Source organism: Bordetella genomosp. 8 (genome assembly GCF_002119685.1).
Lineage (GTDB): Bacteria > Pseudomonadota > Gammaproteobacteria > Burkholderiales > Burkholderiaceae_B > Bordetella_C.
In genome coordinates, this window is sequence record NZ_CP021108.1 from 3,775,361 (window position 1) to 3,788,217 (window position 12,857).

The 12,857-nt window shown below is 62.9% G+C and carries 11 protein-coding genes and 1 tRNA gene; 6 read left to right on the top strand and 6 right to left on the bottom strand.

Going from position 1 to position 12,857, the window contains the following annotated elements:
• Positions 1-38: 38 nt before the first annotated feature.
• Together CAL12_RS17195 and lexA are read left to right on the top strand one after the other, a co-directional pair.
• A complete protein-coding gene (locus tag CAL12_RS17195) occupies positions 39-1,244 on the top strand; it encodes an amino acid aminotransferase (RefSeq protein WP_086065750.1) in 1,206 nt (401 codons plus the stop codon).
• Positions 1,245-1,440: 196 nt separating this feature from the next.
• Entirely contained in the window at positions 1,441-2,091 is a 651-nt protein-coding gene (gene lexA / locus CAL12_RS17200) for a transcriptional repressor LexA (RefSeq protein WP_086065751.1), read from the top strand.
• 95 nt (positions 2,092-2,186) lie between these two features.
• Here the strand turns inward: lexA and lon are convergent, their stop codons facing one another.
• The 4 genes from lon to tig form a co-directional block, all read right to left on the bottom strand.
• Positions 2,187-4,640 carry an endopeptidase La gene (gene lon / locus CAL12_RS17205; RefSeq protein ID WP_086065752.1) on the bottom strand — a complete coding sequence of 818 codons (2,454 nt, stop codon included), beginning with the start codon at positions 4,638-4,640 and terminating at the stop codon, positions 2,187-2,189.
• Positions 4,641-4,805: 165 nt separating this feature from the next.
• Positions 4,806-6,104 carry an ATP-dependent Clp protease ATP-binding subunit ClpX gene (gene clpX / locus CAL12_RS17210; RefSeq protein WP_086065753.1) on the bottom strand — a complete coding sequence of 433 codons (1,299 nt, stop codon included), beginning with the start codon at positions 6,102-6,104 and terminating at the stop codon, positions 4,806-4,808.
• Positions 6,105-6,201: 97 nt separating this feature from the next.
• Positions 6,202-6,858: an ATP-dependent Clp endopeptidase proteolytic subunit ClpP gene (gene clpP / locus CAL12_RS17215; RefSeq protein ID WP_086065754.1), complete on the bottom strand. Its 657-nt coding sequence runs from the start codon at positions 6,856-6,858 to the stop codon at positions 6,202-6,204.
• Complete coding sequence (gene tig, locus CAL12_RS17220; protein WP_086065755.1) at positions 6,858-8,168, bottom strand: trigger factor; 1,311 nt, start codon at positions 8,166-8,168, stop codon at positions 6,858-6,860. Before tig ends, clpP begins: the two co-directional genes overlap by 1 nt.
• A 230-nt stretch (positions 8,169-8,398) precedes the next feature.
• On the opposite strand from tig, the gene CAL12_RS17225 reads away from it, so the two are divergent.
• Positions 8,399-8,974 carry a TIGR00645 family protein gene (locus CAL12_RS17225; RefSeq protein WP_086065756.1) on the top strand — a complete coding sequence of 192 codons (576 nt, stop codon included), beginning with the start codon at positions 8,399-8,401 and terminating at the stop codon, positions 8,972-8,974.
• Between the two features lie 84 nt (positions 8,975-9,058).
• Here the strand turns inward: CAL12_RS17225 and CAL12_RS17230 are convergent, their stop codons facing one another.
• On the bottom strand, positions 9,059-9,265 hold the full coding sequence (locus CAL12_RS17230; RefSeq protein WP_086065757.1) for a cold-shock protein: 207 nt from the start codon (positions 9,263-9,265) through the stop codon (positions 9,059-9,061).
• Between the two features lie 273 nt (positions 9,266-9,538).
• Positions 9,539-9,625 (bottom strand) — tRNA-Leu (locus tag CAL12_RS17235).
• A gap of 44 nt (positions 9,626-9,669) precedes the next feature.
• On the opposite strand from CAL12_RS17235, the gene dapC reads away from it, so the two are divergent.
• Genes dapC through dapE form a run of 3 tightly spaced genes read left to right on the top strand, consistent with a single transcriptional unit; the run spans position 9,670 to position 12,850 of the window.
• Entirely contained in the window at positions 9,670-10,869 is a 1,200-nt protein-coding gene (dapC, locus tag CAL12_RS17240; protein ID WP_086065758.1) for a succinyldiaminopimelate transaminase, read from the top strand.
• A gap of 20 nt (positions 10,870-10,889) precedes the next feature.
• Positions 10,890-11,711, top strand: coding sequence for a 2,3,4,5-tetrahydropyridine-2,6-dicarboxylate N-succinyltransferase (gene dapD, locus CAL12_RS17245; RefSeq protein WP_086065759.1), 822 nt, complete (start codon positions 10,890-10,892; stop codon positions 11,709-11,711).
• The gene (gene dapE / locus CAL12_RS17250) at positions 11,711-12,850 is read left to right on the top strand and encodes a succinyl-diaminopimelate desuccinylase (RefSeq protein ID WP_086065760.1); all 1,140 of its coding nucleotides are present in this window, start codon (positions 11,711-11,713) and stop codon (positions 12,848-12,850) included. Before dapD ends, dapE begins: the two co-directional genes overlap by 1 nt.
• The last annotated feature ends 7 nt before the right edge of the window (positions 12,851-12,857 follow it).

The following is a 12,857-nucleotide window of genomic DNA, read 5'->3' on the forward strand; positions in this document are numbered from 1 at the left end:
TGCGTCCACCTACCCTTTTGCGTACCCTTTGCGATCCGATGAGCACCCTTTTCAAGAACGTCGAATTGGCCCCGCGCGACCCCATACTCGGGCTGAATGAGCAGTACAACGCTGACACCCGGCCGGGCAAGGTCAACCTGGGCGTCGGGGTGTATTACGACGATAACGGGCGCATCCCGCTGCTGGCCGCGGTTCGCAAGGCCGAAATCGCCCGCATCGAAGCGGCTGCCGCGCGCGGATACCTGCCCATCGAAGGCATCGCCGCCTACAACAAGGGTGCGCAGGCCATGCTCCTGGGCGCCGATTCGCCCCTGACGGCGGAAGGGCGCGTACTGACGGCGCAGGCGTTGGGTGGCACCGGCGCGCTCAAGATCGGTGCGGACTTCCTGCGTCAGTTGCTGCCGCAATCCAAGGCATATATCAGCGATCCCAGCTGGGAAAACCACCGTGCCCTGTTCGAACGGGCCGGTTTCCAGGTCGAAAGCTATCCTTATTACGATCCGGCCACGCATGGCCTGAACTTCGAAGGCATGCTCGCCGGCCTGAAATCCATGCCCGCGGGCAGCGTGGTCGTCCTGCACGCCTGCTGCCATAACCCCACGGGCGTGGACCCCACCGCCGAGCAGTGGCAGCAGATCGCCAATGTCGTCAAGGAACGCGATCTCGTGCCCTTCCTGGACATCGCCTACCAGGGCTTCGGCGCTGGCCTGCAGGAAGATGCCGCGGTCGTGCGTCTGTTTGCCGGCATGGACATGACGATGTTCATCAGTTCGTCGTTCTCCAAGTCCTTCTCGCTGTACGGCGAGCGCGTCGGCGCGCTGACGGTGGTCGCCGGCAGCAAGGACGAAGCCACCCGCGTGCTCAGCCAGCTCAAGCGCGTCATCCGCACCAATTACTCGAATCCGCCCACCCATGGCGGCACGATCGTGTCGACGGTGCTGAATACGCCGGAACTGTTTGCCCTGTGGGAACAGGAACTGGCCGGCATGCGCGATCGCATCCGCCTTGTGCGCCGTCAATTGGTCGACAAGATCAAGGAACAGGGCGCCAAGCAGAATTTCGACTTCGTCCTGCAGCAGCGCGGCATGTTCTCCTATTCGGGCCTGACCTCGGCCCAGGTGGACCGGCTGCGCGAAGAACACGGCATCTATGCCGTTTCCAGCGGCCGGATCTGCGTTGCCGCGCTGAACAGCCAGAACATCGACACCGTGGCCAAGGGCATCGCCGAGGTGCTGAAGGGCTGAGGCCCCCAAGCGGACCCCGAGCCTGAATTTCTCGCTTCCCGGTTTACGGCATTGCAGGGCCCCTACGGGGGCCCTTGTCTTTTTGTGCGCCTATTGCCAGCCAATTGCCCACGATTGGGCCGGCCCCCCTTGCGTTTTCAAGCTGCGTCCCCCAAAATTCGAACCTGTATATCCATACAGGGAACAGGAACGCCCAATGGCCAGCAAACTTACCGAACGCCAGCAGCAGATACTTGACCTGATCCGCCAGGCGGTCGCCAGCACGGGGTTCCCCCCCACCCGCGCCGAGATCGCGCAGGCCCTGGGGTTTCGTTCGCCCAACGCGGCGGAAGACCATCTGAAAGCCCTGGCCCGCAAGGGCGCGATCGAGCTTACCGCCGGCGCCTCGCGCGGCATCCGCCTGAAAGACGCCCGCGCCGAAGGCAGCCAGGCCATGCTCCCCATCCCTTCGCTGTCGCAGCTCATGCTGCCACTGGTCGGTCGGGTGGCGGCGGGCAGCCCTATCCTGGCGGCCGAACACGTCGAACGCGATGTCGGCGTCGACCCGGCCCTGTTCGCCCAACGCCCGGACTACCTGCTCAAGGTCCGCGGCATGAGCATGCGCGACGTCGGCATCCTGGACGGCGACCTCCTGGCGGTCAAGAAAGCCAGCGAAGCCCGTGACGGCCAGATCGTGGTCGCCCGTATCGACGAGGACGTTACGGTCAAGCGTCTGCACCGCCAGGGTGGCCGTATCGAGCTGCTGCCGGAAAACCCCGAGTTCGAACCGATCCTGGTGCGCCCTGGGCAAGAATTCGCGTTGGAAGGTATCGCGGTCGGATTGATCCGCACGCAAGCGTTGCAGTGACCCGCTGCAGTAAGGCGCCGCAGTAAGGCGCGCCGACAGCAAAAAGGCCTGGAGCTCACGCTCCAGGCCTTTTCTTCGAGCTTTTGCGACCGCGCTCAGTGCTTGATCACGGGATCGACCGACTCCGGCGACGACGCCGCGGGCGTCACCATCGGCTTGTCCTTCGCGTCTTCTTCCGAGATCGGCTCGGGCATGCGCTCCAGCGCGCGCTCCAACACCTTGTCGATCCAGCGAACCGGCACAACTTCGAGCTGGTTCTTGACGTTATCCGGGATCTCGGCCAGATCCTTGACGTTTTCCTCCGGGATCAACACGGTCTTGATGCCACCACGGTGCGCGGCCAACAGCTTTTCCTTCAAGCCGCCGATCGCAAGCACTTCGCCACGCAACGTGATTTCGCCCGTCATCGCGACATCTGCACGCACCGGAATACCGGAAAGCGCGGATACCATCGCGGTGGTGATCGCGATACCCGCGGACGGACCGTCCTTGGGCGTCGCGCCTTCGGGCACATGCACGTGCATGTCGCGCTTTTCAAACACGCTGTCGGCGAACCCCAGGCGACGCGCCCGCGAACGCACGACCGTGCGAGCCGCTTCGACCGATTCCTTCATCACGTCGCCCAGCGAGCCGGTACGCTGGATGGCGCCCTTGCCGGGCATGTCGGCGACTTCGATGGTCAGCAGATCGCCGCCCACTTCCGTCCACGCCAGACCGGTTACCTGCCCGACCTGGTTTTCCTTTTCCGCCATACCGAAGTTGTAGCGGCGCACGCCCAGGTAATCGTTCAGGTTCTCCGACGTCACCGCGATGGCGCTGGCGGTGCCATTGCCATCCGCGGCAGGCTTGCCCTCGCGCTCAGTCAGCAATTGCTTGACGACCTTGCGGCAGACCTTGCCGATCTCGCGTTCCAGCGCCCGGACGCCCGCTTCCCGCGTGTAATACCGCACGATGTCGCGCAGGGCCGATTCGTCTATCGTCAGCTCCGTTTCCTTCAGGCCGTTGTTCTTCAACAGCTTGGGGATCAAGTGGTCGCTGGCGATATGGACCTTTTCGTCTTCCGTGTAGCCGGACAGGCGTATGACTTCCATCCGGTCCAACAGGGCCGGCGGAATATTCAGCGTGTTGCTGGTCGCGACGAACATCACGTCCGACAGATCGAAGTCGACTTCGACGTAGTGATCCTGGAACGTGTGATTCTGCTCGGGATCGAGCACTTCCAGCAGCGCCGACGACGGATCGCCACGGAAATCCATGCCCAGCTTGTCGATTTCGTCCAGCAGGAACAAGGGGTTGCGCACGCCGACCTTGTTCATGTTCTGCAGGATCTTGCCCGGCATGGAGCCGATGTATGTACGACGGTGACCGCGGATTTCGGCTTCGTCCCGCACCCCGCCCAGGGCCATCCGCACGAACTTGCGGTTGGTGGCCTTGGCGATCGACTGCCCCAGCGAGGTCTTGCCTACGCCCGGAGGGCCGACCAGGCAGAGGATCGGCGCCTTGACCTTGTCGACGCGTTGCTGCACGGCCAGATATTCGAGTATGCGTTCCTTGACCTTTTCGAGACCGTAGTGGTCATCGTCCAGGACGGTTTCGGCATTGCCGATGGAATTGTTGACCTTGCTCTTCTTGCGCCATGGCAGATTGATCAAGGTATCGATGTAATTGCGCACCACCGTCGCTTCGGCGGACATGGGCGACATCAGCTTGAGCTTCTTGAGCTCGGCATCGGCCTTTTTGCGCGCTTCCTTGGGCATGTGCGCGGCGACGATCTTCTTTTCCAGCTCTTCGATGTCGGCGCCTTCTTCGCCTTCACCCAATTCCTTCTGGATGGCCTTCACCTGTTCGTTCAGGTAGTAGTCGCGCTGGCTCTTCTCCATCTGCTTTTTCACGCGACCGCGGATCCGCTTCTCGACCTGCAGGATGTCGATTTCGGTTTCCAGCTGCGTGAGCAGGCCTTCCAGGCGTTCGGCCGTACCGAAGATCTCGAGCATCTTCTGCTTTTGCTCGAGCTTCAGCGGCAGGTGCGCCGCGATGGTGTCGGCCAGCCGGCCGGCATCGTCGATTCCCGCCAGGGACGTCAGGATCTCGGGCGGGATCTTCTTATTGAGCTTCACGTACTGCTCGAACTGGGCCACGATGGCGCGGCGCAGGGCTTCCGTCTCGGATCCCTGGATGGGGTCGAGCTGGATGGGCACGACTTCGCAGGTGAAGTGCGTTTCGACGTCGTCCACGCGCGTGATGCGAGCGCGCTGCGCGCCTTCGACCAGCACCTTCACGGTGCCGTCGGGCAGCTTCAGCATCTGCAGGATGCCCGCCACGCAACCGATCTCGTAGACGTCTTCAGGCGACGGATCATCCTTGCCGGCCGACTTCTGCGCGACCAGCATGATGCTTTTACCGGCTTCCATGGCGACCTCGAGGGCGCGTATGGAGCGGGGGCGTCCGACAAAAAGCGGGATGACCATGTGCGGGAACACCACGACGTCGCGCAGCGGCAGCAACGGCAGGTCGATGGGTTCGGAAGGCAGGGTCTGAGTGCCAGACATAAAGATTCCTTGGGATGATCTACGTAGCGGCGATGCGGCGGAGTCAGTGAGCAATCCCGTCTATCGTCAGTTACGTCTGATATGGGAACAATAGCCGAAAAATCAAGTTTCCGGCCGGCGACCGCAAAAACGGTAAAAACCCGTCACGCGTGACGGGTTTTCCGATTACGCGGCGGCGTCCCTGACCTCGCCCCGTTCCGGCTTGGATGCCTGGGCGGCATCGTCCGCATAGATGAGCAAAGGCTGACCGTCGCCTTCGATTACGTTGTCCTCGAGCACGACGCGGCTGACATTGCCCAGGGAAGGCAGTTCGTACATCGTGTCCAGCAAGGCGGATTCCAGGATGGACCGAAGGCCGCGCGCACCGGTCTTGCGCTTGAGCGCCTTGCGGGCGACGGCGCGCAAGGCGCCCGGCCGAACGTCCAGTTCCGCCCCTTCCATCGCGAACAGTTTCTGGAACTGCTTGACCAGGGCGTTCTTGGGTTCGGTCAGGATCTGCACGAGCGCGGCTTCGTCCAGCTCGTCCAGCGTGGCGACCACGGGCAGGCGGCCGACCAATTCCGGAATCAGGCCGAACTTGATCAGGTCTTCCGGCTCGGCTTCGCTGAACAGCTCGCCGACGCCGCGCTCGGATTTTGCCCGAACCGCGGCCGAGAACCCGATACCCGATTTTTCCGTCCGGTCCCGTATGACCTTTTCCAGCCCGTCGAAGGCACCGCCCACGATGAACAGGATGTTGGTGGTATCGACCTGGACGAAGTCCTGGTTCGGATGCTTGCGGCCGCCCTGCGGAGGCACCGACGCCACCGTGCCTTCGATCAGCTTGAGCAAGGCCTGCTGCACCCCTTCCCCGGACACGTCGCGTGTGATGGAGGGGTTATCCGACTTGCGCGAAATCTTGTCGATTTCGTCGATGTAGATGATCGCGCGCTGCGCCTTCTCAACCTCGTAGTTGCAGTTCTGCAGCAGCTTCTGGATGATGTTTTCGACGTCTTCGCCGACGTAGCCCGCTTCGGTCAGCGTGGTGGCGTCGGCCATGACGAAGGGCACGTTCAACATGCGCGCCAGGGTCTGGGCGAGCAGCGTCTTGCCGGAACCGGTCGGTCCCACGAGCAGGATATTGCTCTTGGAAAGCTCGACCTCATCGCCCTTGAGTTCGCCGTGGCGGATGCGCTTGTAGTGGTTGTACACAGCGACCGCCAGCGTACGCTTGGGCGTGTCCTGGCCGATGACGTACTGATCCAGGAATTTTTTGATTTCAGTCGGGGTAGGCAGTTCCGAGCGAATAGCGGCGCGCGCCGTCGCCTGCGCTTCTTCCCGAATGATATCGTTGCAAAGATCGATGCATTCGTCGCAGATGAACACGGAAGGCCCCGCGATCAATTTGCGGACTTCGTGCTGGCTCTTGTTGCAGAAAGAGCAATGCAGCACCTTCGCGTCTGCCGATCCCTTTTTTTCAGGCATATATATCTCTGGTGACGATGGATGCCGCGCCTGCGCGCGCCACCCATCCTACGCTGGCTCGAAATAGCGGCGGTTCGGAACCAGGCCCGCGGACGCCTCAGCGATCCTCGGAGCGCGAGGCCAGGACCTTGTCCACCAAGCCATACGATACAGCATCTTCCGCGGACATGAAGTTGTCGCGCTCCGTGTCCAGGGCGATGCGTTCGACGGGCTGGCCGGTGTTCTCCGCCAGAATGCGATTCAGGCGTTCGCGCAGGTCCAGGATCTCGCGAGCCTGGATCTGGATGTCGCTGGCCTGGCCTTGCGCGCCGCCCGACGGCTGGTGAATCATGATCCGGGAATTGGGCAAGGAGTAACGCTTGCCCTTCTTGCCCGCCGCCAATAGGAATGCGCCCATGCTGGCCGCCAGGCCGGTGCACAGCGTGGAGACATCCGGCTTCACGAAATTCATCGTGTCGTAGATGGCCATGCCGGCATAGACCGAACCGCCCGGCGAGTTGATATAGAAGGAAATGTCCTTGTCCGGATTTTCCGATTCCAGGAACAACAGCTGAGCCACCACGAGATTGGCGGAGTTGTCGTTCACCGGTCCGACCAGGAACACCACTCGCTCGCGCAACAACCTGGAATAAATGTCGTACGCACGCTCGCCGCGCCCGGACTGCTCGATCACCATGGGGATATACCCCAGGGCGGTCGGCGTCACGGACTCGCCGCCGTACATGGAGGCATAGAAATCCGTAAATCTATTCATCAAGCCATCCCCATCAACTGATCGAAAGGCACTTGCTCGTCCGTGACCTTGGCCTTGTCGAGCACATAGGAAACCACATTGTCTTCCACCACGAGGGCCTCGATTTCAGCGCGGCGCTGGCGGTCGGAAAGATAATAGCTGACCACCTGGGCCGGCTCTTCGTAATTCTGCGCGAACTCTTCGATGCGCGCGCGAACCTGCTCAGGCTTGGCCTGGAGTTGCGCTTCCTTGACCAGTTCGGACACCAACAGGCCCAGGCGCACGCGGCGTTCGGACTCGCTGCTGAAGGCTTCCGGCGGGATCGGCACCGAGTCGGCGTTGGGCAGGCCACGCTGCTTCAGTTCTTCGCGCGCGGCGGCGACGCGGCTGCTGACATCGCTGTCGACCAGCGCGGCCGGCACGTCGAACTTGGCCGCTTCGGCCAGCGCGTCCATCACGCTGTTCTTGGTACGCACCAGCAGGCGGGTCTTGGCTTCGCGCTCGACATTCTTGCGGATGTCGGCCTTCAGCTTATCGACGTCGCCTTCGGCCTGGCCCAGCGATTTGGCGAATTCGCTATCCACGGTCGGCAGCAAGGCTTCGGCCACTTCCTTGATGGTGATGGTGAATTCCGCGGTCTTGCCCGCGACTTCCTTGCCTTGGTAGTCGGCCGGGAAGCTCAGCGGGAAAACCTTGGTTTCGCCAGCCTTCATGCCCTGCGCGGCGGCTTCGAATTCGGGCAGCATGCGGCCCTGGCCCAGCACGAAGGGGAAGTCTTCCGCCTTGCCGCCGTCGAACGGCACGCCGTCGATCGTGCCGGCGAAATCCAGGGTGACGCGGTCGCCATCCTGGGCGGCGCGGCCTTCGCGCGCTTCGTAATTGGCGCGCTGCTTGCGCAGGACGTCGATGGTCTGGTCGACTTCGGCGTCAGTGACCGGCGCGTCGTAGCGCGTGACGGACAGGCTGGCGAGGTCGGGGACGGCCACTTCGGGATAGACCTCGAAATCGGCGGTGAACACGAGCGCGTCTTCACCCACGCCTTCGGTCTTCGGCTCGATGGAGGGCGCGCCGGCGACGCGCAGCTTCGCGGAATCGATGGCCTGTTCGAATGCACGACCCACCTGCGTATTGATCACGTCGTAGCGGATGCCAGGCCCGTGGCTGCGCTCCAGCATGGCCATGGGCACTTTGCCGGGACGGAAGCCGGGCACCTTGGCGGTGCGCGCGACGCGCTTCAGCTGCGCCTGGACTTCTTTTTCGATGTCCGCGACGGACACGGACAGATCGACGCGGCGCTTCAGGCCGGAGAGGGTTTCAACCACAGGCTGCATTAGAAAAGACCTATTTTGCGAGTGAAGGGAAGATGGGAATCAACCGGTCATTTTACCGGAAACTCATTTGTGCCCGCCAAGCCGGCCCGCGGGGTCGGGGACGGATAAGCGTGGGCGTTGATCCGATCGCCAATAATGCAACTCGAGCCCCCGCGCGCAGGTCGGAAAGCTTAATGTCAGCTTGATAGAATTCCCACTCTGTCATTACCTGGGCTTCCCCGCCTTTTCCTATGCAAGCACGCGCCCCTGGCGATACCCGTCCCCGCCTGAGCACCATGGCCGCCCTGATCTTCAGTTCCCGGTGGCTGCAGTTGCCGCTTTACCTGGGCCTGATCGTGGCGCAAGGCGTCTATGTATTGCTGTTCGTCAAGGAACTGTGGCACCTGGTCAGCCACGCGACCACGTTCGGCGAGCAGCAGATCATGTTGATCGTGCTCGGCCTGATCGACGTCGTCATGATCTCGAACCTGCTGGTCATGGTGATCGTCGGCGGTTACGAGACTTTCGTTTCCCGCCTCAGGCTGGAAGGACACCCCGACCAACCAGAATGGCTAAGCCATGTGAACGCCAGCGTGCTGAAGGTGAAGCTGGCGATGGCGATCATCGGCATTTCGTCCATCCACCTGCTGCGCACCTTCATCGAAGCCGGGGGACTGGGCAAGCCTGAAGTCACCTTCACCGAAACCGGCGTGATGTGGCAGACCATCATCCACTGCGTCTTCATTCTTTCGGCGATCGGGATCGCCTATGTGGACCGGCTGCTGGTCCCGCCCCACGCCGAGGCCAAGGATCGCGGCGCACACTGACGCGTGACCGCCACGCGGCGCCGCCCGCGCTGGGCGGCCCGCCATAAAAAAACGGCGTGCCCTGGGCACGCCGTTTTGTTCATCTCACTTGAGAATCTGTATATTCATGGCGGCGGGGCCTTTGGCGCCCTGCCCGACCTCATAGGTGACGCGCTGGTTCTCCTGCAGCGTCTTGTAGCCTTCGGTGCGGATCTGCGAGAAGTGCACGAAAAGATCCTTGCTGCCATCGTCGGGCACGATGAAACCGTATCCCTTTTCCGCGTTGAACCACTTGACAATGCCCGTTGCCATATTTGCACCACCTGTGCTGATGAATAAAGGAGAGGCGCCAGATTATCAAGGATGGGAAATCGGCAACTACAGTACCTTTGGCGTACCTTTGACGGCGACAGAGAACTTAGACCGCGTCGCTTGAATATCTCGCCGAGCGAGTGTAATCGGGATATTTTTACCCGGTCAACCGCGCTTGCCCCCAAAATCAGCAATTGGCGCTAAGCCACGCTGAACCCACCATGTGACCTGCCCTGTGACCCGCCATGGGTGGCTACCCATGGCGGAGCGTTCTGGTGCGAAGGAGGGGACTCGAACCCCTACACCTGTTACGGCGTCAGGACCTAAACCTGGTGCGTCTACCAATTTCGCCACCTTCGCAAGCGGAGCCCGGTATTGTAGCTTGCTTGTTAAAATCGCGCCCCATGAACCCCCGCCTCGACGCTCTACACCCCTATCCTTTCGAAAAGCTGCGCCGCCTGATGGCCGACGCCGGCCCGCCTCCCAGCGGGCTCGCACCGATCAATCTGTCCATCGGCGAGCCCAAGCACGACACCCCTGCCCGGGTGGCCCAAGCCATGGTGCAGGCCCTGCCGGGCGGCCTGGCCTCGTATCCGACCACCAAGGGCGAAGCCCGCCTGCGCGAGGTCATCGCGCAGTGGCTGGCCAAGCGTTACGGCATACCGGCGCCGGATCACGAGACCCAGGTCCTGCCCGTGCTCGGATCGCGAGAAGCGCTGTTCGCCTTCGCGCAGACCGTGATCGACCCGACGGGCGACGATATCGTCGTCTGCCCCAACCCGTTCTACCAGATATACGAAGGCGCGACGCTGCTGGCCGGCGCCCGGCCCTATTTCGTCAATGCCGATCCGGCGCGCAACTTCAGCCCGGACTGGAGCCAGGTGCCGGCGGACGTATGGCGCAAGACGCGCATGGTGTACGTGTGCTCGCCCGGGAACCCGGCGGGCAATGTGATGTCCATGGAAGACTGGCGCGAGATCCTCGAACTGAGCGACCGCCATGGCTTCATCATCGCGTCCGACGAGTGCTATTCCGAGATCTACCTGAACGAAACCCAACCGCCCCTGGGCGGCCTGCAGGCCGCGCATGCGCTGGGACGCACGGATTTCCGCAATCTGATCGCGTTTTCCAGCCTGTCCAAGCGCTCGAACGTGCCCGGCATGCGCTCCGGTTTCGTCGCGGGCGACGCCGCGCTGGTCGCCCGCTTCCTGCTTTATCGCACTTACCACGGCAGCGCGATGAGCCCCGTCGTGACCGCTGCCAGCATCGCGGCCTGGACCGATGAAACGCATGTGCGGGAAAACCGCCGTCTCTACCGCGAAAAATTCGACGCAGTGGTGCCCATCCTGCAGCGCGCCATGGACGTGACGCGCCCCGCGGCGTCGTTCTACCTATGGGTGGCGACACCCATTCCGGATACCGATTTTGCCCGCGATCTCTACGCCCGCACGGGCGTCACGGTACTGCCGGGCAGCTATCTGGCGCGCGATGCCCACGGCCGCAATCCCGGCGTGAACCGCGTCCGCATGGCACTGGTCGCCCCGCAGGGGCAATGCGTGGATGCCGCCGAACGCATCGCCGATTTCGTCAAATCTTCCGTTTAACCCCACAACAGCCAAGAACCATGACTCTCGACCTACAAACCACCATCGAACAAGCCTGGGAAGCCAGGGCATCCCTGACGGCCACCGATGCCAGCGCCGAAGTCCGCGAAGCGGTCGAACACACCATCGATGCACTGGACACCGGACGCCTGCGGGTGGCGGACAAAGCGACGGGTGAATGGATCGTGCACCAGTGGATCAAGAAGGCCGTGCTGCTTTCGTTCCGCCTGCAGGACAACGCCGTCATGGGCCAGTCCCCGCTGCAGTTCTACGACAAGGTGCCGTTGAAGTTTTCCGAATACGGCAACGCCGCCTTCCAGCACGGCGGCTACCGCGTGGTGCCGCCGGCCGTGGCGCGCCGCGGCGCCTTCATCGGCCGCAATGTGGTGCTGATGCCGTCGTACGTCAACCTGGGCGCCTATGTGGACGAAGGCACCATGGTGGATACCTGGGCCACGGTGGGTTCCTGCGCCCAGATCGGCAAGAACGTCCATTTGTCCGGCGGCGTCGGCATCGGCGGCGTGCTGGAGCCGTTGCAGGCCAACCCGACCATCGTCGAGGACAACTGCTTCATCGGCGCGCGCTCCGAGATCGTGGAAGGCGTGATCGTCGAGGAAAACTCGGTGCTGTCGATGGGCGTGTACCTGTCGCAAAGCACCAAGATCTTCGATCGTGCCACGGGCAAGATCACCTACGGCCGGATTCCCTCGGGTTCGGTCGTCGTGCCCGGTTCGCTGCCGTCCGCCGACGGCTCGCACAGCCTGTACTGCGCCGTGATCGTCAAGCGTGTCGACGCGCAGACGCGCGCCAAGACCAGCATCAACGATCTGCTGAGGGCGTAATGGCCGCGACCGCCGTACTCGATCTGGTCAAGGACCTGATCGCTCGCCCCTCGGTCACGCCGGCGGACTTCGACTGCCAGCAGATGCTGGCGCAGCGCCTCGAGCGCGCCGGCTTCCGCTGCGAGACCATCGTCTGCAATGACGTGACCAACCTTTGGGCACGGCGCGGCAGCGCCGGGCCGTTGGTGGTGTTCGCCGGACACACCGACGTGGTGCCGCCCGGACCTCGCGAGAAGTGGGACAGCGATCCTTTCCTGCCGATCGAGCGCGACGGTTTCCTGTATGGCCGCGGCGCGGCCGACATGAAAAGCTCCATCGCCGCCTTCGTGGTGGCGGTGGAGGAATTCGTGGCCGCGCATCCGCAACATGATGGCTCCATCGCCCTGCTGCTGACTTCCGATGAAGAAGGCCCGTCGGTGGACGGCACCGTGCGCGTCTGCGAATGGCTGCAGCAGCGCGGCGAAACCCTGGACTACTGCATCGTCGGCGAACCGACGTCGGTCGAGCGCCTGGGCGACATGTGCAAGAACGGCCGCCGCGGCTCGCTGTCGGGCCGGCTGACGGTCAAGGGCATCCAGGGGCATGTGGCCTATCCGCACCTGGCCCGCAACGCCGTGCATGACGTCGCCCCTGCGCTGGCCGAACTGGTGTCCATCGTATGGGACCAGGGCAACGAATACTTCCCGCCGACCACGTTCCAGGTCTCGAATATGTCGGCCGGCACCGGCGCGACGAATATCGTGCCCGGCGAAGCCGTGCTGCTGTTCAACTTCCGCTTTTCGACCGCCAGCACGCCGGAAAGCCTGCAATCGCGCGTGAAGGCGGTGCTGGACAAGCATGGCGTGGATCACCACATCGACTGGCAGCTGGGCGGCGAACCCTTCCTGACGCCCCGGGGCGCGCTGAGTACCGCGCTCACCGACGCCATCCGCGCCGAAACCGGCCTGGAAACCGAGCTGTCGACCACCGGCGGCACCTCCGATGGCCGATTCCTGGCCAAGATCTGCCCGCAGGTCATCGAGTTCGGTCCGTGCAACGCCACCATCCATAAAGTCAACGAACGCGTCGAGCTCGACTCGCTCACCCCCTTGAAGAATATCTACCGCCGCACGGTTGAAAACCTGCTGCTGCGGGCCTAACGGATCC

Coding starts and splice junctions, on each gene's coding strand:
- CAL12_RS17195 (WP_086065750.1), top strand. CDS start 39: ATGAGCACCCTTTTCAAGAACGTCGAATTGGCCCCGCGCGACCCCATA.
- lexA (WP_086065751.1), top strand. CDS start 1,441: ATGGCCAGCAAACTTACCGAACGCCAGCAGCAGATACTTGACCTGATC.
- lon (WP_086065752.1), bottom strand. CDS start 4,640: ATGTCTGGCACTCAGACCCTGCCTTCCGAACCCATCGACCTGCCGTTG.
- clpX (WP_086065753.1), bottom strand. CDS start 6,104: ATGCCTGAAAAAAAGGGATCGGCAGACGCGAAGGTGCTGCATTGCTCT.
- clpP (WP_086065754.1), bottom strand. CDS start 6,858: ATGAATAGATTTACGGATTTCTATGCCTCCATGTACGGCGGCGAGTCC.
- tig (WP_086065755.1), bottom strand. CDS start 8,168: ATGCAGCCTGTGGTTGAAACCCTCTCCGGCCTGAAGCGCCGCGTCGAT.
- CAL12_RS17225 (WP_086065756.1), top strand. CDS start 8,399: ATGCAAGCACGCGCCCCTGGCGATACCCGTCCCCGCCTGAGCACCATG.
- CAL12_RS17230 (WP_086065757.1), bottom strand. CDS start 9,265: ATGGCAACGGGCATTGTCAAGTGGTTCAACGCGGAAAAGGGATACGGT.
- dapC (WP_086065758.1), top strand. CDS start 9,670: ATGAACCCCCGCCTCGACGCTCTACACCCCTATCCTTTCGAAAAGCTG.
- dapD (WP_086065759.1), top strand. CDS start 10,890: ATGACTCTCGACCTACAAACCACCATCGAACAAGCCTGGGAAGCCAGG.
- dapE (WP_086065760.1), top strand. CDS start 11,711: ATGGCCGCGACCGCCGTACTCGATCTGGTCAAGGACCTGATCGCTCGC.